This window comes from Umezawaea sp. NPDC059074 (genome assembly GCF_042738955.1).
GTDB lineage: Bacteria > Actinomycetota > Actinomycetes > Mycobacteriales > Pseudonocardiaceae > Umezawaea.
Map to the genome: position 1 here is coordinate 1 of NZ_JBHYHC010000004.1, position 22,665 is coordinate 22,665.

Here is a 22,665-nt window from a genome sequence, read left to right on the forward strand (position 1 = left end):
GCGAGCAGCCCGTAGAGAAGAACCCGACCAGCGTCCACGCCGACAGCCGGTCTCGATCGACCACCTCGCCGTCCTCCGTCCTCGAGCGGAAGGTCGACACCCTGGTGCCCACGTCGGCGATCGCGCCTGCGCTCGACCGACCTCCTGCCACGTCCGACAGCCGCGCGAGCAGCTCAGCGTGGTCGCGCGTCCTGCGAACCAGCCCGTAGGCGAGCAGCAGGTTAAAGATTCCCATCAAGCCGACGACGACCAACCCGATCAGATGTGCCATGGCAGTCCCCCTCCAGTACTCACGCCGCCGAGCGCGACGGGCCGAACAGCTCGACCACGAGGTCGAACCCGATCAACAACAGAGCCCCGACCACGCCCGCGCCCGCGGCTGCCACAGCGACAGCGGGTTCCGCGGGTGGGATCGCCCCATGACGCGCCACGACGCACGCGGCGAGCAGGAGAAGCGCGTTGCGCGCGATGTGCCGGACGCCCAACTGCCCGCCGACCGGACCGAAGCACCGGCACGGTGCGGCCGTTTTCCCCACCAGCGCGACCGCGATGGCGGCGGAGAAGACACCGACCAGCACTGCCGCCAGCAGTGCGCCCGCCCGCGCGCTGGACGTCCACGTGAGCAAGGCGAAAACGGCGAACTCGGCGCAGACCACTCCCAGGGCGGACGCCCTCACCAAGCGTTCGGGCAAGATCCGCATCGCTTTCAGCGACGCGACGAAAGCCCCGAACGACGTCGGCGTGATCTTGGACGCGAAGGAGATCAGGAACACGACACCGACGAGGCAGCGGCAGGACAGTCCGACGTAGTGCATATCCCTAACCCGCCCTGGAGTGTCGACGACACGGAAACCCAACCAGGTCGCCGCATAGCGGAGAGATACATCCGCGTATGCAGTGGTCCCTTCGTTCCGGCCGGCACGACGCCTACGGCAAGCTGAAGCCCGACGAGGTGTCGGACGCGAGGCTGGGGGAAGCGATGCGGGTGACCGCGCACCACGCCGTGGCCGAGGCGTTGGGCAGGCTGGACGACCGGGCGTTGGCGGTGGTGCTGGACGGGGCCACGTCGTTGGGGGCGGGGATCGGTGGGTCGTCCGCCGTGCTCGACGTCGAGGGCGTTCGGGTGTTCGTGAAGAAGGTGCCGGTGACGGACCTGGAGCTGGAGCACCCCCGGTCGACGGCGAACCTGTTCGGGCTGCCGACGTTCTACCAGTACGGGGTCGGGTCGGCGGGGTTCGGGGCGTGGCGGGAGTTGGCCGCGCACGAGATGACCACCGAGTGGGTGCTCGGCGGTGAGCACGGCGGGTTTCCGCTGCTGCACCACTGGCGGGTGCTGCCGGGGTCGTCGCCCGCGGTCGACGACCTGGAGCGGACGATCGCCTACTGGGGCGGGTCGGACGGGGTGCGGGCGCGGCTGGAGGCGCTGCGGCGGGCGTCCGCGCAGTTGGTGCTGTTCCTGGAGTTCGTGCCGCAAACCGTGCACGAGTGGCTGTTGGAGCAGCGGTCCGGTGAGGCCGTCGACTTCGTGCACCGTGAGCTGCGCGCGGGCGTGGAGTTCCTCGGGTCGAAGGGGGTGCTGCACTTCGACGCGCACTTCGACAACCTGCTGACCGACGGTGAGCGGCTCTACTTCGCCGATTTCGGGCTGGCGATCAGCTCGCGCTTCGCCCTTTCCCCTGCCGAGGCGGAGTTCTTCGCCGCGCACCACAACTACGACCGCTGCTACACGGTCACGCACCTGCTCGGCTGGGTCGGCCGGAACCTCGACCCGCTCCCGGAGGCCGCCGCCGCGCTCGTGCGGCGCTACCGCCCGGTCGCCGACGTCGTCACGCCGTACTACGAGCAGTTGGCGCGCGCCGGGCGCCACACGCGCTACCCGACCGCCGAACTCGACCTGGCCTGGGAGTTGCCGGACGCGGCCGGGGCGGGGAAGGTGGGCCGATGAGCACCTCGGAGGAACGGGACGGCGTCGCGCTGACCAACCTGGACCAGCCGTTGTTCGACGGGTCCGAGGCGACCAAGCGGGACCTCGTCGACTACCTGGACGCGGTGGCGGACAAGATCGTCCCGGTGCTGGCCGACCGGCCGCTGTCGGTGATGCGGGTCCGGCCGGGGCAGGCGCCGTTCATGCAGAAGAACCTGCCGAAGTACACGCCGGAGTGGGTGCGCAGGCAGCCGATCTGGGCCGAGGCGTCCAAGCGGGAGATCTCCTACGGCGTGTGCGACGACAAGCGCACCCTGCTGTGGTTCGCGAACCAGCGGGCCGTCGAGTACCACCCGACGCTGTACCCGCGCGACCAGTGGAACCACCCGACGCACCTGGTGCTCGACCTCGACCCGCCGGAGGAGGACGCCTTCCACTTGGCCGTGCGGGCCGCGCACCTCGTGCGGCAGGCGTTGACGGACTCCGGTCTGGAAGGCGCGGTGAAGACCAGCGGGGCCAAGGGCGTGCACGTGTTCGTGCCGATCACCGACCTGCCGTCGGACGACGTGGCCGCGGCGTGCCGGGCGCTCGCCGCGCGGGCCGAGCGGCTGGACCCGGACGTGGCGACGACGGCGTTCATCGTGGAGGACCGGCACGGCAAGGTGTTCCTGGACTCGACCCGCGCGGGCGGCGCGACCGTCGCCGCCGCGTACAGCCCTCGGCTGCGGCCGGGCGCGCCGGTGTCGTTCCCGCTGGCGTGGGACGACCTGGACCGGGTGTCCCCCGCCGACTTCACCCTCCGCACGGCCGCCGCGCTGCTCGGCGACCGCGACCCGTGGGCCGAGTCGATGCCCGCGCCGCAGAAGCTGCCGGACGACCTGGTCGCCGAGGGCCACACCATCCCGGTCGCCCGCGTGCAGGCGATGCACGAGGGCAAGCGGCGGGCCAAGGCCCGGCGCGAGGAGTAGTCACCGGTCGATCAGGGCGTCGGTGTTGTCGACGTGCTGGTCGACCGCGCCCCGCCAGGACAGCGCGGCGACCTCCGGGTCGGTGATGGCGGCCCGCAGGGCGTCCGCGAACCGCTCCGCGTGCAGCACCCGAAACGGGCGGTCGTGGTACGGGCGGGTGGTCGGGTCGACCGGGGCCGCGAGCCCGAGGTCGTTCTGCCAGGACGCGACGAACTCGTAGGCGCGGGCGAGGTGGCGTTCGCGGTCGTGCCAGCCGGTCGCGGCCAGCACCGGCCGGAGGTTCGGCCGCTCGGTCAGCGCGGCGAACTGGCTGCCCAACCACTTGCTGTACAACGGATAGCGGCGGTCCAGCAGCAGGCAGAGGCGCATCAGGTCGCGCACCAGCCGAGCCGCCACGACGGCCGACCCCAGCTCGTCGCCGACCTCGCCACACCGGCCGACGAACGCCTCCTCCTGGGAGATCCGCCGCCACTGGCACGCCAGCACGTACCGCCACACGTCGTCCGGGTACCAGCGCAGCCTGGCCCGTGCCGCCGCCAGGTCGCCGAGGCCGTCGTGGAACACCGCGCCCGCGGTTGCTTCCGCCAAGGCCTGGGTGGGTGTGCCCAGCCAGTCGGTCAGGGCGACCGGCTCGCGGGGGTCGAACCCGAGGTGGTCGTCGGCCCACCGGCCGAACGGGAGGACGTCGACCCGGTGGCGCACCGGGCCGTCGGTCTCCGCCATGACCAGCACCGGGCCGTCGCCCGCGAAGTGCGTGGGGTAGCCGAGGAACGTCTTCGGCAGGTGGTGCGACAGCATCGTGGTGATCTCGGGGGCCGCCGACTCCACGAACAGCTGCACGCGCGGGCCCCAGTCGTGGTCGGTCGAGCGGGCCGTGTCGAACCCGACGACCTCCGATCCTGGGCCGATGCGCGCCGCGCTGTGTGGCAGGTCGCCGAAGTGCTTGCTCAGCAACGGTTCCACGGCCTCGCGGTAGAAGCGGCGTGACAGTTCGAGGCCGCGGACGAACGTCAACTCGCGTCCTGGTCGGCGTTCGTGCGGGCGCGGTAGGCGCGGGTCTTGGTGCGGTTGCCGCACGCCACCATCCGGCACCAGCGGCCGCCGCCGTTGCGGGAGGTGTCGTAGAAGGCCCAGCGGCACTCCGGGGAGGAGCACAGCTTCAGCCGGTGCCAGCCGGAGCCGGCCACGCTCGTGGCGACCGTTTCGACGATGACGTCCAGGCCGGGGACCTCGCTGGTGGCGGTGAGGCGCAGGTGGCCGTCGGGGTCCGGGGTCAGGTGCAGGGGGAAGTTCGCCAGTGCCTGCACGGCTTTCGTGTCGTCGGAGTCGGCGAGGGCGGCTCGTAGGGCTGTGCGGAGGGTGAGGGCGGTGGTCAGGTCGGAGGGGCCCAGGTGGTGGTTCTCGGGGAGGAGGTCGTGGTCGTGCAGCCAGGTGGCCAAGGCCTCTGGAGAGGTGAGCTGGTCGGTGGGGACTTGTTTCCGGCCGTGCCAGGTGAACGTGCGGGTGTCGAGGGTGTTGAGGAACTGCTCGACCAGGGTGAGGTCCGCTCCGGGCATGACACCAGTGTAGCCGGATACTGGTGTTGACAGGGTTGCGACACCGGCTATAGCTTTTGCTGGTGTCGAACAGTGGGAAAGACCCCGTGCCGTTTGCCCCTCGGACCGCCCCGGACGTGATGGAGGACCTGCGTACGCGACTGCGGATGACGCGGTGGCCGGATGCGCCTGAAGACGCTGGATGGTCGCTTGGCACTGATCTTGGCTACCTGCGTGAACTCGTCGAGTACTGGATCGACGGGTTCGACTGGGAGGCGCGGGAAGCGGCGCTCGGGGAGTTGCCGCGGTTCCGGGCTTCCGTGGACGGGGTGGGGATTCACTTCGTGCACGCGAAGGCTGTTGCACCGCCGTGGAGTGCGATGCCGTTGGTGCTCAGCCACGGGTGGCCGGATTCGTTCTGGCGGTTCTCGAAGGTGATCCCGATGCTGACCGATCCCGGCGCGTACGGGGGTGATCCGGCGGATGCGTTCGACGTGGTCGTGCCGGACATGCCCGGGTACGGGTATTCGGATCGGCCTGGCGGTGCGCCGCTTGATTCCCGTGCGGTGGCGGGGATGTGGGCGTCGTTGATGCGGACGCTGGGGTATGAGCGGTTTGGGGCGGCCGGTGGGGATGTCGGGGGGCAGGTGAGTCGGTTCCTGGCTTTGGATCATCCCGAGCGGGTGGTGGCGGTGCATCGGACGGATCCTGGGTTGCCTGCTTTTGGTGGGGATCTGGCGGCGTTGACGGAGGAAGAGCGGGAGTGGTTTGCCGCTTGGCCTGCGTGGAGTCGGACGGAGGGGGCGTTCGCGGCGATGCAGGTGACTCGGCCGCAGACGGTGGCGTTCGGGTTGAGCGATTCGCCGGTGGGGTTGGCGGCGTGGATCCTGGAGAAGATGCGGGCGTGGAGCGACTGCGGTGGGGATGTGGAGAAGAGCTTCACCAAGGACGAGATCTTGACGAACGTGATGATCTACTGGGTGACCGGGACCATTGGGTCGGCCATGCGGATGTACCGGGCCAACGCTGGGATCTCGGCGGAGGAGTACGGGAGGCGGGTGGAGGTGCCGTCGGGGTTCTCGTTGTTCGCTCGGGAGTTTCTTACGCCGCCTCGGGCTTATTTGGAGCGGACTACGAACCTTGCTTGGGTGAGTGAAGTCGACCGGGGTGGGCACTTCGCGGCGTTCGAGGAGCCGGAGTTGTACGCGGCTGAGCTGCGGGAGTTCTTTCGGCCGTATCGGGGGCTGGTCTAGCGCCGAGAGTCCGATGCGGTTGCCGGGGCGCGAGGTTCTGCCCTACACCCCGCTCGCGCAATTATTTCAACACTCCTTCCGCTTTGTCAAGGCGGGAAAGATGCCTTGACAAAGCGGAAGGAGTGCGAAGGCGCTTCGGATCGGGGTGCAGGGAGGGGTCTGTTCGGGCGGTGGGCTGGTTGGGTGCGTCCGCTTGTATTGGGGGCGCGGGTTGTTAGGGCAGGAGGGCGTGGCTGGGGACTGCTAGGCGGTTCCAGGCGTTGATTGCCACTACTGCCCAGATCAGTGATTGGTACTGCTGTTCGGTGAAGACTGCTGTTGCCCGGTCGTAGATGTCGTCTGGCAGGTCCCTGGTGGTGGAGAGTTGGGTTACCGCTTCCGTGACTTCCAGGGCTGCGCGTTCTTGTGGGGTGAAGAGTTCTGTTTCGCGCCAGGCGTTCAGGACGAAGATGCGGCGTAGGGTTTCACCGCCCTTGATGGCGTCCCTGGTGTGCATGTCCAGGCAGAAGGCGCAGCCGTTGAGTTGGGACGCTCTGATCTTGACGAGCTCCAGCAGCGGCTTCTCCAGGCCGCTTTCCCTTGCGGCGCGGACTACCTCGCCTTCCAGGGCGATCATGGCTTTGTAGGGGCCTGCCAGGCCTGGGCTCATTTGGATTCGCTGGGACACGTCTTCGACGATAGACCGAACTGGTCCACGCGTATGGTCCAGTTCCATGACGGGATCGTGGGCCAGTTCGGTGGACGCTCACCTTGATTGGGTGCCCGGTGGTGGGCGGCGGGGGCTGGCTGAGGCTGTGCGGAAGGCCATTCGGGACGGGCGGTGGCGGGCTGGGGTCGTGGTGCCGTCGACTCGGGCGTTGGCTCATGATCTTGGGGTTGCTCGTGGGACGGTGACCAGGGTTTATGCCGATCTGGCCGCTGAGGGGTATCTGGTCACGAGTCAGGGTGCGCCTACTCGGGTGGCGGACGGTGGGGGCGAGTTGCTGGTTGAGCCGGCTCGGATTCCGGTGGTCGGTGCGCCTCGGTGGACGCTGGAGCCCGGACGGCCTGACCCGTCGCTCTTTCCGCGTGAGCAGTGGTTGGCGGCTACCAAGCGGGTGGTGCAGCGGGCGCCTCACGAGGTGTTCGACTACGGGGATCCGGCAGGCTCGGCTGTGCTGCGGGAGACGCTGGCCGTTTACCTCGGGCGTAGTCGGGGGGTGCGGGCTGATCCTCGGCGGATCGTGGTGTGTGCCGGGTTCACGCACGCCATCACGGTGTTGGGGCGGGTGTTGGTGGACCTGGGGTTGTCGTCGATGGCGTTCGAGGATCCGTCGTACGCGCGGTTCCGTGATCTCGCGGCCGGGGCTGGGCAGCGGGTGGTCGGGGTTCCGGTGGATGGCGATGGGGTGCGGGTGTCCGAACTGGACAGTCCGGCTGTTGTCGTCACGCCCGCGCACCACTTTCCGCTGGGGGTGACGTTGGCTCCTGCCCGGCGGACGGCGTTGGTGCGGTCCGGGGCGGTGGTGGTCGAGGACGACTACGACGGGGAGTTCCGGTTCGACCGGCAGCGGGTCGGGGCGTTGCAGGCGTTGGCGCCGGAGCAGGTCGTGTACGCGGGGACGGCCAGCAAGACGTTGGCGCCCTCGTTGCGGTTGGCGTGGTTGGTGCTGCCGGGGCGGCTGGTCGAGCCGGTGGTGGCGGCCGTGGAGAGCAGTGGGGCTCGGCCTCCGACGGTGGACCAGCTGGTGCTCGCGGAGTTGATCTCGTCCGGTGCGTACGACCGGCACGTGCGGCGGTCGAGGGTGGAGTACCGGTCCCGGCGGGATCGGCTGGTCGCCGCGTTGCCCGCCGGGCTGCCGGTGAGCGGGATCTCGGCGGGGTTGCACCTGGTCGTGCCGTTGTCGCTGGACGCGGAGGCCTCGCTGGCCTCGGTGGCGGGGCGTCACTCGCTTCGCGTGGAGGCGCTGAGCCCGTTGTGGATGGACCAGGAGCGGCGGCGCGGTGGGGTGGTCGTCGGTTACGGGGCGTCGTCGAAGGCCGCGTTCGCGGGGGCGCTGGAGGCGCTGCTGGCCGTTCTGCGCGAGCTGACCGGCTGAATCCGGGTTAGGTTGACCGGCATGGCTGGCAAGAGCGGGTCTCCGGCGGTGGAGCTGGAAGTCGGCGACCGGACCGTGCGGATCTCCAACCCGGACCGCGTGTACTTCTCCGCGCGCGGTGAGACGAAGCTCGACCTGGCCCGGTACTACCTGGGCGTCGGTGAGGGGATCGTGCGGGCGCTGCGCGAGCGGCCGTGCATGACGCACCGGTTCCCGGACGGCGTGGACGGGGAGAAGGTGCACCAGAAGCGGCTGCCGCACGGGGCGCCGCCGTGGGTGCAGACGGTGCGGGTGAAGTTCCCGCGCTACAACCGGCACGCGGACGAGCTGTGCGTGACGCACCTGGCGGACGTGGTGTGGTCGGTGCAGATGTCAGCCGTGGAGTTCCACCCGTGGAACTCGCGGCGCGCGGACACCGAGAAGCCCGACGAGTGGCGGATCGACCTGGACCCGATGCCGGACTGCGACTTCGCGACGGTGCGGCGGGTCGCGCACGTCGCGCACGAGGTGCTGGACGAGCTGGGCGCGGTCGGGTGGCCGAAGACGTCCGGTGGCGCGGGGCTGCACGTGTACGTGCGGATCCGGCCGGAGTGGGGGTTCGCGGACGTGCGGCGGGCCGCGCTGGCGTTCGCCCGCGAGGTGGAGCGGCGGACGCCGGACGACGTGACGACCACGTGGTGGCGCAAGGACCGCGACCCGCGGAAGCTGTTCGTGGACTACAACCAGAACGCCCGCGACCACACGATCGCCGCCGCGTACTCGGTGCGCGGCAAGGCCGAGGGGACCGTGTCCACCCCGATCGGGTGGGACGAAGTGGACGAAGTGGACCCGCGGGACTTCACGATCGCCACGGTGCCCGCGCGGTTCGCGGCGCTCGGCGACCTGCACGCGGGCATCGACGACGCGCCGTTCTCGCTGGCCCCGCTGCTGGAGTGGGCCGAGCGCGACGAGCGGGACGGGGCCGCCGATCCCGGCGGCGCCGAGGACTGACGTCAGACGAACCCCAAGTTTTGCGCCTCACCGTGGACCCCGGCGGTCGCGGAGGTCGACCATGTGCGCGACGGCGCGACGAGGCGCCCGAGTCACGAGGAGGTCCTCCTGTGAGAGCCGCACTGGCCGGAGCACTGGGCGTCGTTCTCGCCCTGGGTCTCGCCTCCCCCGCGTCCGCCGCGACAGGCCCGGAGGTCACCGCCTGCCCGACGGCGCTGCCCGCGGACACCACCTGCTACGGCGGCCAGGACGTCAACGGCGCTTACTACACGATCGCCATGCCCAAGGCGTGGAACGGCTCCCTGGTCGTGCACTCGCACGGCGGACCCGATCTCGGCGCTCCCACGCCCGCCCGCACGACCGACGACCTGACCCGCTGGTCGGTCATGGTCCGCGAGGGCTACCTGTGGGCCGGGTCGTCCTACCGGCGCGGCGGGTACGGCACGCGCATGGCGGCCGCCGACACCGAGAACCTGCGCAAGCTGGTCATCGCCAAGTTCGGCAAGCCGCGCAAGACGTTCCTGCACGGCCAGTCGTGGGGCGGGAACGTGGCGGCCAAGACCGCCGAGCTGTACCCGTTCTCCTACGACGCCGTGCTGCTCACCAGCGGCGTGCTGGCGGGCGGGTCGCGCGGCTACGACTACCGCGTGGACCTGCGCGTGGTCTACCAGTACTACTGCGGCAACCACCCGAGGCCGACCGAGCCGCAGTACCCGCTGTGGCAGGGGTTGCGGCCGGACTCCACGATGACCAGCGCGGGCCTGCGGGCGCGGCTGGACGAGTGCACCGGCCTCACGACCCCGGCGACCCGGACGCCCGCGCAGCAGCGGAACCTGGACGACATCCTCGGGGTCACGCACATCGTGGAGAGCGCGCTGGCGTCGCACCTGAACTTCGCGACGTTCACGTTCCGCGACATCGTCCACAACCGGCTCGGCGACCGGAACCCGTTCAGCAACAAGGGTGTCCGCTACTCCGGGTCGCACGACGACGCCGCCCTGAACGCCGGCGTGGAGCGGTTCTCCGCCGACCCGTCGGCCGCCCGCGACCTGTCGTACGACAGCGACATCACCGGCACGGTGAACGTCCCGGTGCTGACGATGCACGCCATCGGCGACCCGACGGCGTTCGTGGAGCACGAGGCGGCGTACCGGGCCTCGCTGGGGTGGCGGCAGAACCTGGTGCAGACGTTCACCACCGAGACCGAGCACAGCGCCCTCAGCGACTCCGAGTACGCGAGCGCGCTGAAGGCGTTGGCGACGTGGGAGCGCACCGGCCGCAAGCCCACCCCGGCGTCCGTCGCGGCGGCCTGCCCGGCCAACGACGCCAAGTACGGCAAGGGGTGCTTCTTCAACCCGACGTACACCCCGAAGTCCTACGCGTCACGGGTGAACGCCCGCCCCGGCGGCACCCACTGGCCCGCGCTGACCCCGTTGCAGTCGCTGCTGTGGGAGTGGCAGGGCGTCAAGGGAATCGCGCCCTAGGACCGCGACCGCCGGGGGCCCGCACGCCCCCGGCGGTCCTCTTTTCCCGACCAGATCGGAGGAATCCGATGCGCCCGTACCGGTGGATCCCCCACGACGGGAACCGCCACGCCGTGACCGTGGCGCTGGGCCCCGGCGACCACGCCCTGACGTTGTGCGGCCTGCCCCTCGACATCCCGGCGGAACCGCCCCCGGCGTGGCCCGACGGCTGTTGGCCCGAGTGCGCCACGTGCGACGAGCAGTGGCGGGTGGCCGAAGGCATCCCGAGTCGGCACCGGCAGACGTAGTCGTTGTCCCACAACGACTTCCGAGACGCTGGTCACCGGTTGTTCCCTCGGGGACCACGTTCCGGCTATGCTGCTGTCACCGCGCACAGGCGGCGATGTTGCGCTGCGCGCAAAGAATTTACCGAATCGTCGTCTGGAATCAGCCTTACCCCCCACCCTCACCCCAATGGTCGTGCAGACTGATCCGACCGGGCCAAGGGCACGTCGCCGTGGGCGACCGAGACGAACGACTCCTCCGCGCCGCGGTCGCGCCGATCGGCCATCCGAGTGCGTCAGGTCGTGCGGTGGCGGCAAGTCCGGTCTAATGGCTACCACCGGCTCCTCGCATCGACAGTGGAAATGTCCACGAAGGGCGCTCACGATGGGACATATTCCCGCGTTCACCAGCGGCAGGCCGCTGACTAGGGTTGACCTGGAGTCGATGCCAGATGACGGGCACCGCTACGAACTGTCGGACGGGGTGCTCATCGTGAGCCCGTCACCCCGCCCGGTGCACCAGCGCGCAGTCGCGAGACTGCTGGTCGCGCTCACCGCCGAGTGCCCCGACGACATGGAAGTCCTCCCCGCGCCCCTCGACGTGGTCCTCGCCGAGGACACGGTGTTCATCCCCGACATCGTGATCGGCTACCGGACGGCCTTCACCACCCGCGCCCTCATGGGCCCGCCCGTGCTCGCCGTCGAGGTCCACTCCAAGAGCACCCGTCTCGTCGACCTGGAACTCAAACGCGCCCGGCTCCAGCAGGCGGGCTGCCCCAACTACTGGCTCGTCGACACCGAGGAACCCCACCTGCGTTGCCTCGCGCTGCGCGACGGCGTCTACGAGGAGGTGGCGCTGTCCGTCGGTGACGAGGAGGTGTTCCTCTCCGAGCCGTTCAAGCTCCGCATCACCGCCGCCTCCCTGGTCTCCAGCCACCCGTCCCCCTGAACCGACCACCGCGCCATCCCCTGGGGGCATCCCGGCGCCGCACGCCGGGCAGCCCTGCCGGGTGATGGCCACCCCTACTGGCGTCAGGTTGAGGGGATTGCGCGGCGGGCGTCAGCTCACTTGGGTTCGTAGGACAGGTTGGGGCGCAGCCAGCGTTCGACCTCGTCGACCGGCATCCCGCGCCGCACGGCGTAGTCCTCGATCTGGTCCTTGCCCAGGCGGGCGACGGTGAAGTACCGCGACGCCTCGTGGGCGAAGATCAGGCCGCTCACGCTGGCCGCCGGGGTCATCGCGAACGACGTCGTCAGGCCCATCCCCAACGACTTGGCGTCCAGCAGGTCGAACAGTTCGACCTTCTCGCTGTGGTCCGGGGACGCCGGGTAGCCCAGGGCCGGGCGGATGCCGCGGAAGCGCTCCGCGTGCAGGTCCTCCAGGAGCGGCTGCGCGTCGGGCTCGAACCAGTTGCGGCGGGCTTCCAGGTGGATGTACTCGGCGAACGCCTCGGCCAGGCGGTCGGCCAAGGCCTTCACCATGATGGCCCGGTAGTCGTCTTGCAGCGATTCGTAGTGCGCCGCAAGGGTTTCCGCGCCGTGGATCGCCACGGCGAAGCCGCCGATGTGGTCGCCGGACGGGGCGATGTAGTCGGACAGGCAGCGGTTCGGGCGGCTCAGGGGCTTCACGGTCTGCTGGCGCAGCATCGGGAAGTGGACGCCGTTGTCCAGGACGATGTCGTCACCGTCCGAGTGCGCGGGCCAGTAGCCGTACGCGCCGCGGGCCTGGAACGAGCCGTTCGCGATGATCTGGTCCAGCAGCGTGTTCGCGTCGTCGAACAGCTCGCGCGCCACGGGCTGGTCGAGGATCGCCGGGTACTTGCCCTTCAGCTCCCACGCCAGGAACAGGAACTGCCAGTCGATCATGGCGCGCAGCGCGGGCAGGTCGGGTTCCACGAGACGCAGACCGGTGAAGGCGGGCACGGGCAGCTCGCCGAACTCCACGACCTCGCGGTTCGCGCGGGCCTCCGCCAGCGACAGCATGGGCTGGCGCTTCTTGTTCTCGTGCTGCTCCCGCAGGACCGCCTGGTCCGAGCGGTTGCTGACGGCCAGCGCCTCGGCGCGCTCGTCGTCCAGCAGGTCCGAGACCACGCCGACGACCCGTGACGCGTCGAGCACGTGGACGGTGGTGTGCTCGTACGCGGGCGCGATGCGGACGGCGGTGTGCTGGCGGGACGTGGTCGCGCCGCCGATGAGCAGCGGCAGCTTCAGGCCGCGGCGCTCCATCTCCTTGGCGACGGTGACCATCTCGTCCAGCGACGGCGTGATCAGCCCGGAAAGGCCGACGGCGTCGGCGTTCTCGGCGACCGCGGTGTCCAGGATGACGGAGGCGGGCACCATCACGCCGAGGTCGATCACCTCGTAGTTGTTGCAGCCCAGCACGACGCCGACGATGTTCTTGCCGATGTCGTGCACGTCGCCCTTGACCGTGGCGAGCACGACCTTGCCCTGCCCGCGGCTGACCTCGACCCGGCCCTCCTGGCGCGCGAGTTCCTTCTCCGCCTCCATGAACGGCTCCAGGTACGCGACCGAGCGCTTCATCACGCGCGCGCTCTTCACCACCTGCGGCAGGAACATCTTGCCCGCGCCGAACAGGTCGCCGACGATCTTCATGCCGTCCATCAGCGGCCCCTCGATCACCTGGAGGGGCCGGTCCATGATCAGCCGCGCCTCCTCGGTGTCGGCCTCGATGAAGTCGACGATGCCGTGCACCAGCGCGTGCGCGAGCCGGTCCTGCACGGACGCCTCGCGCCACGCCAGGTCGACCACGCGCTTGGTGCCCGAGCCGCTGACGGTCTCGGCGAACGTCACCAGCCGGTCGGTCGCGTCCTCGCGGCGGTCGAACAGCACGTCCTCGACCAGTTCCAGCAGGTCAGCCGGGATGTCCTGGTAGACCGCGAGCTGGCCGGCGTTGACGATGCCCATGTCCAAGCCGACCTGCACGGCGTGGAATAGGAACGCCGAGTGCATGGCCTCGCGCACGACGTCGTTGCCGCGGAAGGAGAACGACAGGTTCGAGATGCCGCCGCTGATGTGCACGCCGGGACACCGCTGCTTGATCAGCGGCAGCGCGTCGATGAACGCCTTGGCGTACCCGTTGTGCTCGGCGATGCCGGTCGCGACCGCGAGGACGTTCGGGTCGAACACGATGTCCTCGGGCGGGAACCCGGCCTGCTGCGTCAACAGGTCGTACGCGCGGCCGCAGATCGACACCTTGCGCTCGGTCGTGTCGGCCTGGCCCTGCTCGTCGAACGCCATCACGACCACGCCCGCGCCGTAGTCGCGGATGCGCCGGGCCTGCTCCAGGAAGGGCTCCTCGCCCTCCTTGAGGCTGATGGAGTTCACGACCCCCTTGCCCTGCACGCACTTCAGGCCCGCTTCGAGCACGGACCACCGCGAGCTGTCGATCATCACGGGGATGCGCGCGACCTCGGGCTCGGTCGCGATGAGGTTGAGGAACGTGGTCATCGCCTGCTCGCTGTCGAGCAGGTCGGCGTCCATGTTGACGTCGAGGAGGTTCGCGCCGCCGCGCACCTGCTCCAGCGCCACGTCCACGGCCGCCTGGTGGTTGTCGCCCTCGATGAGGCGGCGGAACTTCGCCGAGCCCGTCACGTTCGTGCGCTCGCCGATCATCACGAACCCGGTGTCCGGGCCGATCGCGAACGGCTCCAGGCCGCTGAACCGGGTGCGCTCCGGTGACGCGGGCACGACCCGCGGCGCGAGCCCCGCCACGGCCTGGGCGATCTTCTCGATGTGCGCGGGGGACGTGCCGCAGCAGCCGCCCGCGATGTTGACCATGCCCTGCTCGGCGAAGTCCTTGAGCAGCGCGGCGGTCTGCTCCGGCGTCTCGTCGTAGCCGCCGAACGCGTTGGGCAGGCCGGCGTTGGGGTGGCACGCCGTGTAGGTGTCCGCGAAGCGCGCCAGCTCGGCGACGTGCGGCCTCATCTCCTCGGCGCCCAGCGAGCAGTTCACGCCGACCACCAACGGCTTCGCGTGCTCGATCGCGCTCCAGAACGCCTCGACCGTCTGGCCGGACAGCGTGCGCCCGGAGAGGTCCACGATGGTCACCGAGATCCACAGCGGCAGGTCCGGCGCGACCTCGCGGGCCGCGGCGATGGCGGCCTTCGCGTTGAGCGTGTCGAAGATCGTCTCGATCAGCAGCAGGTCGACGCCGCCCTCGACGAGCGCGGAGATCTGCTCGGCGTAGGTGTCGCGGACCTGGTCGAACGACACGGCGCGGTACGCCGGGTCCTCGACCCGCGGCGACAGCGACAGCGTGACGTTGAGCGGGCCGATCGAGCCCGCGACGAACCGGCCGCCGAACTCGTCCGCGGCCTGGCGGGCGAGCCGCGCGCCCGCCACGTTCATCTCCCGCACCAGGCCCTGGAGGCCGTAGTCGGCTTGGCCGATGCTGGTGGCGGTGAAGGTGTTCGTCGTCGTGATGTCCGCGCCCGCGGCGAGGTACTGCCGGTGCACGTCGAGGATGACGTCCGGCCGGGTGAGGTTCAGCAGGTCGGGGTCGCCGGTCACGTCGTGCGTGTGGTTCTGGAACCGGTCCGCCTTGTAATCGGCCTCGGTCAGTCCCGCGCCCTGGAGCATGGTGCCCCAGGCGCCGTCGAGGACCGCGATACGCCGATCCAGCAGGTCACGCAGGTCGCTCACGGGCAGCCTCCACAGGGGTGGAGGCGCCCTTGCTGACCGGAAGCGGGAACGAGCGTGGCGGACCTGTGGTCCGTTGCAGCGCCTCTCGACCCGCGGCCGAGATTACCGGAAACGGCGGTAGATTGCGGCCGTGGACCAGATCGTGGACATCTACACCGACGGCGCCTGCTGGACCAACCCCGGACCGGGAGGGTGGGGCGCGGTGCTGCGGTACGGCGCGCACGAGAAGGAGCTGTGCGGCGGCGAGGCGACCGAGACCACGAACAACCGGATGGAGCTGACCGCCCCGATCCGGGCGTTGGACCACCTCAAGCGGCCCGTGACCGTGCGGCTGTTCACCGACAGCACGTACGTCCGCAACGGCATCCTGGAGTGGCTGCCGAAGTGGAAGGCCAACGGCTGGCGCACCGCGGCGAAGCAGCCGGTGAAGAACGCGGACCTCTGGGTGCTGCTGGAGAAGGCCGTGCAACGTCACACGGTCGAGTGGCACTGGGTGAAGGGGCACGCCGGGGATCCGGGCAACGAGCACGCCGACCGGCTCGCGCTGCGCGGCCTGGAGGAGGCGCTCCGCGAGGCGGGCCACGACCCGGCGACCTACCGGTCAGCGGCCCGCTGAAAGTCGATTGTCCGGCCGGGACGCCGCTGCGATGATCCGCCGATGCCCACCTTCCCGGCCCGTGACGGCGTCGAACTCGCGTACACCGCCCTCGGCGAGGGGCCGCCGATGGTGTGCCTTCCGGGTGGCCCGATGCTCGACTCGGAGTACCTCGGCGACCTCGGCGGCCTGTCCGCGCACCGGACGCTGATCCGCCTCGACCTGCGCGGCACCGGCGGGTCCGGCACGCCCGCCGACCCCGCGTCCTACCGCTGCGACCGCCAAGTCGACGACGTGGAGGCGCTGCGCGAGCACCTCGGCCTCGACCGGATGGACCTGCTGGGCCACTCCGCGGGCGCGAACCTCGCCGTCCTGCACGCGACCCGCCACCCGTCGCGGATCGGGCGGCTCGTGCTGCTCACGCCGAGCACCTTCGCCCTCGGTCTCGCGGCCACCGCCGACGACCGCCGCGCCGTGATGCTCCACCGGGCCGACGAGCCGTCGTTCGAGGCGGTGTCGGCGGCGCTCGACCGCATCACCGCGGGCCAGGCCGGGCCGGACGACTGGGAGGCCATCGTCCCGTTCACCTACGGCCGCTGGGACGACGCGGCCCGTGCCCACCACGCGGCCGACCGCCGCCACCCCGAGGCCGCCGCGGCCTACGTCGCCGAAGGCGCCTTCGACCCGCCCGCCACCCGCGCGGCGCTCACCGCGTTGACCGCCGAGGTGCTGGTGGTCGCGGGCGGGAAGGACATGGCGACCCCCGCCCGTGTCATCGCCGAGTACGCCGCCCTGTTCCCCACCGCGACCCTCCACACCCTGCCGACCGGCGGCCACTTCCCGTGGCTCGACGACCCGGCGTGGGTCACCACGACCCTGGCGACTTTCCTGCGCTGACGCGGTCGCCGCCGTTACCCTCGATCCGGGGTGGTGACATGACCGAGCGGATCACACCGGAGCAGTTCCACGCCTCCGACGGCGTGCGCGACTGGCGGGTCGTGTTCGCCGCCGCGTGCGCCCACTTCCGCGCCGGTTCCTTCGCCCAGGGCCTCGACCTGGTGATCGCGATCGGCGAACTGGCCGCCGAACTGGACCACGCCCCGGACGTCGACCTGCGCTCCGACGGCGTGACCGTGTCCCTCCCCGCGGCCACCGCGGGCGGGTTCGCCGAACACGACATCACCCTCGCCCAGGAGATCTCCCTGGCGGCCCGCTCCCTCGGCCTCACCCCCGACCCGAGCGCCGTGAAGACCGTCCAGGTCACCATCGACGCCTTGGTCGGCTTCGAGGTCCGCCCGTTCTGGCGAGCCGTCCTCGGCTACCAGGACCTCGGCCCCGAGGACCTGGTCGACCCGCAGGGCCGCGGCCCGTGCTTCTGGTTCCAGGAGATGGGCGCTCCACGCGACGAGCGCAACCGCCTCCACATCGACGTCGCCGTCCCCCACGACCTGGCCGAGGACCGCGTGGCGGCGGCGGTCGCCGCGGGCGGCCACGTCGTCAGCGACACCCACGCCCCGATGTGGTGGGTACTGGCCGACGCCGAGGGCAACGAGGCCTGCGTCGCGACCTGGGTGGGCCGCGACTGAGTCACCCCTCCCCCAGCCTCGCCGCCCGCATCACCAGGTAGTTCCGCTCCGGCGTGCTCGCCGTCCGGGCGGCCGCCGCGCGGTAGTGGGTGATGGCCGACGCCACGTCCCCGGCCATCTCGTGCAGGTGGGCGCGGACGGCGTCCAGGCGGTAGTGGCCTTCCAGGCGGTCGGCGACGGCGTCCAGGAGTTTCAGGCCGAGGTGCGGGCCGTGGACCATCGCCACGGCGACGGCGCGGTTCAGGGCCACCATGGGGTTGCCGGTCATCCGTTCCAGCAGCCCGTACAGGCCGAGGATCTCCGGCCAGTCGGTGTCGGACGCGTGGGCGGCGTCGTCGTGGACGGCGGCGATGGCGGCCTGGAGCTGGTACTCGCCCACGAGGCCCTTCGACAGGGCGCTGGTGACCAGTGCGACGCCCTCGACGATCCGCTCGTGGTCCCAGAGCGTGCGGTCCTGGTCCTCCAACGAGATCAAGGAGCCGTCCGGTGCGGTGCGGGCGGGGCGGCGGGCGTCGGTGAGGAGCATAAGCGCGAGCAGGCCCGCGACCTCGCCGTCGTCCGGTAGGACGGCGTGGACGGCTCGCGTGAGACGGATGGCCTCGGTGGAGAGTTCGCCGCGGTGCAGCTCGTGGCCGATGCTGCTGGTGTAGCCCTCGTTGAACAGCAGGTAGAGGACGTGCAGCACCGAGCGCAGGCGGGGTGCGCGCTCGTCGCCCACGGGCATCGCGAACGGGACCCCGGAGGCCTTCACGCGCTGCTTGGCGCGGCTGATGCGCTGCGCCATCGTGGCCTCGGGGACCAGGAACGCGTTGGCGATCTCGGCGGTCGTCAGGCCCGCGACCGCGCGCAGCGTCAACGCGATCGCGGACGCCGAGGTCAGCGCGGGGTGGCAGCACAGGAACAGCAGGACCAGGGTGTCGTCGCGGTCGGCCACGTCGGCGGGCGGCGGTTCGAGCGCCGCTGCCACGTCCTCGCGGCGGCGTCGGGCCTGGTCGCTGCGGAACTGGTCGGTCATCCGCCGCACGGCGGCCTGCACCAGCCAGCCGCGCGGGTTGTCCGGCACGCCGTCGACCGGCCAGTGCAGCGCCGCGGCCAGCAGCGCCTCCTGCACGGCGTCCTCGGCGGCGGCGAAGTCGCCGAACCGGCGCACCACCACGCCGAGGACCTGCGGCGCGACCTTGCGCAGCAGGTCCTCCACGCGGGCGGTCACTGCTCGACGCTGGGCGCGCTCATCACCTCGCGCACCTCGATCTCCTGGCCGATCGGCGCACCGCCGGGGCCGGGCGCCGCGGACGCCTGCGCGGCGATCTCCAGCGCGCGGTCCAGCGTCTCCACGTCGACCGTCCAGTAGCCCGCGAGGAACTCCTTCGACTCCGGGAACGGCCCGTCCGTCACGACCGGCGCGCCCTCGCCCTTGAACACCACGATCTTCGCGACCTCGGGACCGGCGAGGCCCTGGGCGTCGACCAGTTCGCCCTTGTCGGTCAACTCCTGGCCGAGCGCCTGCTGGAAGTCGATGTGCGCCTTGATGTCACCGGGAGCCCAGCTGGTGATCGGCTCCACACCCTCGATCTTCCCGTAGCTCATCAGCAGCATGAACTTCGGCATGGTGGTTCTCCTCGCGCTCCGCCGCGCCGGTGTCGGCGCCGTCACCAGAAGGACGGACCACACGACGGGTTCTCTACATCGGGACGGGCGGATTTTCCGACGGATTCACGCGGACCGCCATTCCGGGGGCCGGGAGGAGGGGTGAACACTCCTCTCCATGTTCAACTTATAGCGCACCGGGGGGCTTGCGGCAAGGCCCCGTCTGTGCCGCACAATCTCCGTCCTAAGCCTGGTACCAGGGGAAACGGGGAGTCGCCGAGTGCGAGTGTTGTTGTCGACGTACGGATCTCGGGGGGACGTCGAGCCGCTGATGGGCCTCGCGGTGGAACTGCGGGCCCTCGGCGTTGAGGTGGTGATGTGCGCGCCGCCGGACTTCGCCGAACGACTGGCGGGCGTCGGCGTGCCGCTGGTGCCGTTCGGCCCGTCGGCGAGCGAGCTGACGAGGTCGGCGCCACCGCCGTCGGGGCTGCCCGAACGCGCGGCGGCGTTGATCGCCGACCAGTTCGAGGTGGTCACCGAGGTGGCGCGGGAGTGCGACGCGATGGTGGTGACCGGCGTGCTGCCCACGGTGGCGGGCGCGCTGTCGGTCGCGGAGAAGGTGGGCGTCCGGGCGGTGTCGGTGACGTTCCAGCAGCTCACGCTGCCGTCGCCGCACCACCGGCCGCTGGCGTATCCGGGCAGGTCGCTGCCCGCGGACGAGACGGACAGCCAGGTGCTGTGGGACCTGGACGCGCTGACGGTCAACGCGCTGTTCGGCGAGGCGCTCAACTCCAACCGGGCCGCGAACGGCCTGCCGCCGGTGGCCGACGTCCGCCACTACGTGCTGGGCGACCGGCCGTGGCTGGCGACGGACCCGGTGCTCGACCCGTGGCGCGAGCCCGCGTACTTCGACGTGGTGCAGACCGGGGCGTGGATCCTGCCGTACGAACGCCCGCTGCCCGCCGACCTGGTGGCGTTCCTGGACGCCGGGGAGCGGCCGGTGTTCGTGGGGTTCGGCAGCATGCCGATGCACGGGTCGGCGGACGTGGCCGCGGTCGCCGTCGCGGCGGTCCGGGCAGTGGGCCGCCGCGTGGTCGTGCAGCGCGGCTGGGCCGGGCTGGACGCGGTCGACGGCCTCGACGACTGCTTCGTCGTCGGCGAGGTCAACCAGCAGGCGCTGTTCGGCCGGGTGGCCGCCGTCGTGCACCACGGCGGCGCGGGCACCACGACCACGGCCACGCGGGCGGGCGTGCCCCAAGTGGTGGTGCCGCAGCTCGCGGACCAGCCGTACTGGGCGGGCCGGGTGGCCGACCTGGGCGTCGGCGTGGCGCACGACGGGCCGACGCCGACCGCCGCTTCCCTGACTTCCGCCCTCCGGACGGCCCTGTCGCCGGGGACGCGTGAGCGGGCCGCGACCGTGGCCGGCACGATCCGCACCGACGGGGCGGCGGTGGCCGCGCGGCTGCTGGTCGACACCGTCACACGAGAAGGGCAGCCCGCGTGAGCCGCGCGGGGTCGCCGGACTCGATCGTCGTTCAACGTTGTGAGGGGCCTGTGTCGACTCAGGGGTACGAAGAGGAACTGCGGTCCGAGCGCGAGTACGTCGCCGGGCTCTACACGAGGCTCGACGCCGACCGCGCGCGGGTGAAGGGCGAGTACACCTCGGCGCTCGGGGGCACCGGCGGGACGCCGATGGAGCGCGACGACCAGGTGCGCGCGTCGGCCAAGGAGTTGAAGCGGCTGGACTTCGGCAGCAACGGGCTGTGCTTCGGCCGGTTGGACACGCTGACCGGCGAGCGCTCCTACATCGGCCGGATCGGCCTGTTCGACGAGGAGAACGACTACGAGCCGGTGCTGCTGGACTGGCGGGCGCCCGCGTCCCGCCCGTTCTACACCGCCACCGGGGCGTCGCCGGAGAACATGCGGCGACGCCGCCAGTTCCACACGCGGGGACGGCAGGTCGTCGACTTCACCGACGAGGTGCTCGGCCGTCCGGACAGCTCGGCAGGCGGTGACGCGGCGCTGCTCGCGGCGGTCAACGCGCCGCGTGGCGAGGGCATGCGCGACATCGTGGCGACGATCCAGGCCGAGCAGGACGAGATCATCCGGCTCGACCACCCCGGCGTGCTGGTGATCGAGGGTGGGCCGGGCACCGGGAAGACCGTGGTGGCGCTGCACCGCGTGGCGTACCTGCTGTACACGCAGCGGGAGCGGATGGAACGGCACGGCGTGCTCGTCGTCGGGCCGAACCCGGCGTTCCTGAACCACATCGGCCGCGTGCTGCCGTCGTTGGGCGAGTCCGACGTGGTGTTCTCGACCACCGGCGACCTCGTGCCCGGTCTGCGGACGACGGCCGAGGACACGCCGGAGGCGGTGCGGCTCAAGGGGTCGTTGAAGATCCTGGACGTGCTCAAGGCCGCCGTCGCCGACCGGCAGCGGCTGCCGGAGGTGCCGGTGGAGGTGGAACTCGGGGGCGTGACCGCCCGGATCGACGCCGCCACCGCGGAGTGGGCCAGGGACGAGGCGCGGCAGAGCGGGCAGCCGCACAACGAGGCCCGGTCGGTGTTCACCGAGATCGTCACCTACGTGCTGACCGAGCGGACGATGACCCGGATCGGCAAGGGCTGGCTGTCCCGGTCGGACCGCACGGCGTGGGAGCAGACGCGCAAGCAGCTGCTCGCGGAACTGGCGGCGGACGAGAAGTTCACCGCCGCGCTCGACGACCTCTGGCCGCTGCTGACGCCGGAAACGTTGCTGGAGGGGCTTTACACGTCCCCCGAACGGCTGCGCGCGGCCGGTGCGGACCAGGCGTTGCTGCGGGCCGAGGGCAGCGCGTGGACGGTGTCGGACGTGCCGCTGCTCGACGAGCTGGTCGACCTGCTGGGCCGCGACCAGTCCGACGACCGGGCGGCCGAGCGGGAGCGGAAGATCGCGGCCGAGCACGCCGCCGCCGTGCTGGACAGCCTCGTCGGCCGCCAGGACTCGATGGACGACGAGGACCACCTGTACGCCACGGACCTGCTGTACGCCGAGGACCTGGCCGAGCGGTTCGTCGAGCACGACACGCGCACGCTGGTCGAACGCGCCACCGCGGACCGCGACTGGACCTACCGGCACGTCGTCGTCGACGAGGCCCAGGAACTGTCCGAAATGGACTGGCGCGTGCTGATGCGCCGCTGTCCCGGCCGCTCCTTCACGGTCGTGGGCGACCTGGCCCAGCGCCGGTCGGAGGCGGGCGCGACGTCGTGGGCCGCGATGCTCGACCGGTACGTGCCCGGCCGCTGGGTGTACCGGTCGCTGACGGTGAACTACCGCACCCCGGCGGAGATCATGGCGGTCGCCGCCGAGGTGCTCGCCGACTTCGCGCCGGGCGTCCAGCCACCGGAGTCGGTCCGCGCGTGCGGCGTCCAGCCGTGGTCGAGGCAGGTCGGTCCCGCCGACCTGCCCGCCGCGATCGAGGAGTTCGTCCGCGCCGAAGCGGACCGCGAGGGCACCAGCCTGGTCATCGGCCCACCCGGCGTGCCGGGCACGGTGCCCGCGTCGGAGACGAAGGGCCTGGAGTTCGACGCGGTCCTGGTCGTGGACCCGGAACGCATCCTCGCCGACGGCCCCCGCGGCGCGGCCGAACTGTACGTCGCCCTCACCCGCGCCACCCAACGCCTCGGCGTCCTCCACCAAGGCCAGCTGCCGAAGGCCCTGGCGGGACTGGTCGAGGTCTAGGCCGGTTCACGGTGGTTGAC

General features: G+C 71.1%; 21 protein-coding genes and 1 riboswitch. Of the genes, 13 read left to right on the forward strand and 8 right to left on the reverse strand.

Annotation, left to right across the window (positions count from 1 at the left end; translation table 11 throughout):
- Positions 1-271: hypothetical protein (locus tag ACFWW9_RS02830; protein WP_390370741.1), on the reverse strand; the 271-nt coding region annotated here is incomplete at its 3' end.
- Positions 272-290: 19 nt separating this feature from the next.
- Positions 291-815, reverse strand: coding sequence for a MauE/DoxX family redox-associated membrane protein (locus tag ACFWW9_RS02835; RefSeq protein WP_390370742.1), 525 nt, complete (start codon positions 813-815; stop codon positions 291-293).
- 77 nt (positions 816-892) lie between these two features.
- Here ACFWW9_RS02835 and ACFWW9_RS02840 point away from each other — a divergent pair, with 77 nt between their 5' ends.
- Together ACFWW9_RS02840 and ACFWW9_RS02845 are read left to right on the forward strand one after the other, a co-directional pair.
- Positions 893-1,945, forward strand: coding sequence for a hypothetical protein (locus tag ACFWW9_RS02840; protein ID WP_390370743.1), 1,053 nt, complete (start codon positions 893-895; stop codon positions 1,943-1,945).
- The gene (locus tag ACFWW9_RS02845) at positions 1,942-2,892 is read left to right on the forward strand and encodes a DNA polymerase domain-containing protein (RefSeq protein ID WP_390370744.1); all 951 of its coding nucleotides are present in this window, start codon (positions 1,942-1,944) and stop codon (positions 2,890-2,892) included. The genes ACFWW9_RS02840 and ACFWW9_RS02845 overlap by 4 nt, the downstream gene beginning before the upstream one ends.
- Here ACFWW9_RS02845 and ACFWW9_RS02850 read toward each other — a convergent pair whose 3' ends face one another.
- Together ACFWW9_RS02850 and ACFWW9_RS02855 are read right to left on the reverse strand one after the other, a co-directional pair.
- The gene (locus ACFWW9_RS02850) at positions 2,893-3,906 is read right to left on the reverse strand and encodes a DUF4037 domain-containing protein (RefSeq protein WP_390370745.1); all 1,014 of its coding nucleotides are present in this window, start codon (positions 3,904-3,906) and stop codon (positions 2,893-2,895) included.
- Positions 3,903-4,448, reverse strand: a complete 546-nt coding sequence (locus ACFWW9_RS02855; protein ID WP_390370746.1) for a CGNR zinc finger domain-containing protein — start codon at positions 4,446-4,448, stop codon at positions 3,903-3,905. Before ACFWW9_RS02855 ends, ACFWW9_RS02850 begins: the two co-directional genes overlap by 4 nt.
- A 62-nt stretch (positions 4,449-4,510) precedes the next feature.
- On the opposite strand from ACFWW9_RS02855, the gene ACFWW9_RS02860 reads away from it, so the two are divergent.
- On the forward strand, positions 4,511-5,680 hold the full coding sequence (locus ACFWW9_RS02860) for an epoxide hydrolase family protein (protein WP_390370747.1): 1,170 nt from the start codon (positions 4,511-4,513) through the stop codon (positions 5,678-5,680).
- Between the two features lie 214 nt (positions 5,681-5,894).
- Here ACFWW9_RS02860 and ACFWW9_RS02865 read toward each other — a convergent pair whose 3' ends face one another.
- Complete coding sequence (locus ACFWW9_RS02865) at positions 5,895-6,347, reverse strand: carboxymuconolactone decarboxylase family protein (RefSeq protein ID WP_390370748.1); 453 nt, start codon at positions 6,345-6,347, stop codon at positions 5,895-5,897.
- A gap of 46 nt (positions 6,348-6,393) precedes the next feature.
- Here ACFWW9_RS02865 and ACFWW9_RS02870 point away from each other — a divergent pair, with 46 nt between their 5' ends.
- The 5 genes from ACFWW9_RS02870 (at position 6,394) to ACFWW9_RS02890 (ending at position 11,444) form a co-directional block, all read left to right on the forward strand.
- A complete protein-coding gene (locus ACFWW9_RS02870) occupies positions 6,394-7,758 on the forward strand; it encodes a PLP-dependent aminotransferase family protein (RefSeq protein WP_390370750.1) in 1,365 nt (454 codons plus the stop codon).
- A gap of 21 nt (positions 7,759-7,779) precedes the next feature.
- On the forward strand, positions 7,780-8,748 hold the full coding sequence (gene ligD, locus ACFWW9_RS02875; protein WP_390370751.1) for a non-homologous end-joining DNA ligase: 969 nt from the start codon (positions 7,780-7,782) through the stop codon (positions 8,746-8,748).
- Positions 8,749-8,858: 110 nt separating this feature from the next.
- Complete coding sequence (locus ACFWW9_RS02880; protein WP_390370752.1) at positions 8,859-10,232, forward strand: hypothetical protein; 1,374 nt, start codon at positions 8,859-8,861, stop codon at positions 10,230-10,232.
- Positions 10,233-10,300: 68 nt separating this feature from the next.
- Positions 10,301-10,519 carry a zinc finger protein gene (locus ACFWW9_RS02885; RefSeq protein WP_390370754.1) on the forward strand — a complete coding sequence of 73 codons (219 nt, stop codon included), beginning with the start codon at positions 10,301-10,303 and terminating at the stop codon, positions 10,517-10,519.
- A 421-nt stretch (positions 10,520-10,940) separates the two neighbouring features.
- Complete coding sequence (locus tag ACFWW9_RS02890; RefSeq protein WP_390370755.1) at positions 10,941-11,444, forward strand: Uma2 family endonuclease; 504 nt, start codon at positions 10,941-10,943, stop codon at positions 11,442-11,444.
- A gap of 116 nt (positions 11,445-11,560) precedes the next feature.
- On the opposite strand, the gene metH is transcribed toward ACFWW9_RS02890, so the two are convergent.
- The gene (gene metH / locus ACFWW9_RS02895; protein ID WP_390370977.1) at positions 11,561-15,148 is read right to left on the reverse strand and encodes a methionine synthase; all 3,588 of its coding nucleotides are present in this window, start codon (positions 15,146-15,148) and stop codon (positions 11,561-11,563) included.
- Positions 15,149-15,171: 23 nt separating this feature from the next.
- Positions 15,172-15,250: riboswitch (S-adenosyl-L-homocysteine riboswitch) on the reverse strand.
- Between the two features lie 37 nt (positions 15,251-15,287).
- Here metH and rnhA point away from each other — a divergent pair.
- From rnhA to ACFWW9_RS02910, 3 genes are read left to right on the forward strand one after another with little or no spacing between them, the layout of a single operon-like run.
- Positions 15,288-15,773 carry a ribonuclease HI gene (gene rnhA, locus ACFWW9_RS02900; protein ID WP_390370756.1) on the forward strand — a complete coding sequence of 162 codons (486 nt, stop codon included), beginning with the start codon at positions 15,288-15,290 and terminating at the stop codon, positions 15,771-15,773.
- Between the two features lie 42 nt (positions 15,774-15,815).
- Entirely contained in the window at positions 15,816-16,649 is an 834-nt protein-coding gene (locus tag ACFWW9_RS02905) for an alpha/beta fold hydrolase (protein ID WP_390370758.1), read from the forward strand.
- Positions 16,650-16,687: 38 nt separating this feature from the next.
- Positions 16,688-17,338 (forward strand): VOC family protein, encoded by a 651-nt coding sequence (locus ACFWW9_RS02910; RefSeq protein ID WP_390370759.1) that lies wholly within the window; start codon positions 16,688-16,690, stop codon positions 17,336-17,338.
- Between the two features lies 1 nt (position 17,339).
- Here the strand turns inward: ACFWW9_RS02910 and ACFWW9_RS02915 are convergent, their stop codons facing one another.
- Together ACFWW9_RS02915 and ACFWW9_RS02920 are read right to left on the reverse strand one after the other, a co-directional pair.
- The gene (locus ACFWW9_RS02915) at positions 17,340-18,548 is read right to left on the reverse strand and encodes an RNA polymerase sigma factor (RefSeq protein WP_390370760.1); all 1,209 of its coding nucleotides are present in this window, start codon (positions 18,546-18,548) and stop codon (positions 17,340-17,342) included.
- Entirely contained in the window at positions 18,545-18,946 is a 402-nt protein-coding gene (locus ACFWW9_RS02920; RefSeq protein WP_390370761.1) for a YciI family protein, read from the reverse strand. The genes ACFWW9_RS02915 and ACFWW9_RS02920 overlap by 4 nt, the downstream gene beginning before the upstream one ends.
- Before the next feature lie 259 nt (positions 18,947-19,205).
- Here ACFWW9_RS02920 and ACFWW9_RS02925 point away from each other — a divergent pair, with 259 nt between their 5' ends.
- A complete protein-coding gene (locus tag ACFWW9_RS02925) occupies positions 19,206-20,429 on the forward strand; it encodes a glycosyltransferase (RefSeq protein ID WP_390370762.1) in 1,224 nt (407 codons plus the stop codon).
- Between the two features lie 50 nt (positions 20,430-20,479).
- Positions 20,480-22,645 carry an RNA polymerase recycling motor ATPase HelR gene (gene helR / locus ACFWW9_RS02930; RefSeq protein ID WP_390370765.1) on the forward strand — a complete coding sequence of 722 codons (2,166 nt, stop codon included), beginning with the start codon at positions 20,480-20,482 and terminating at the stop codon, positions 22,643-22,645.
- Positions 22,646-22,665: the final 20 nt, after the last annotated feature.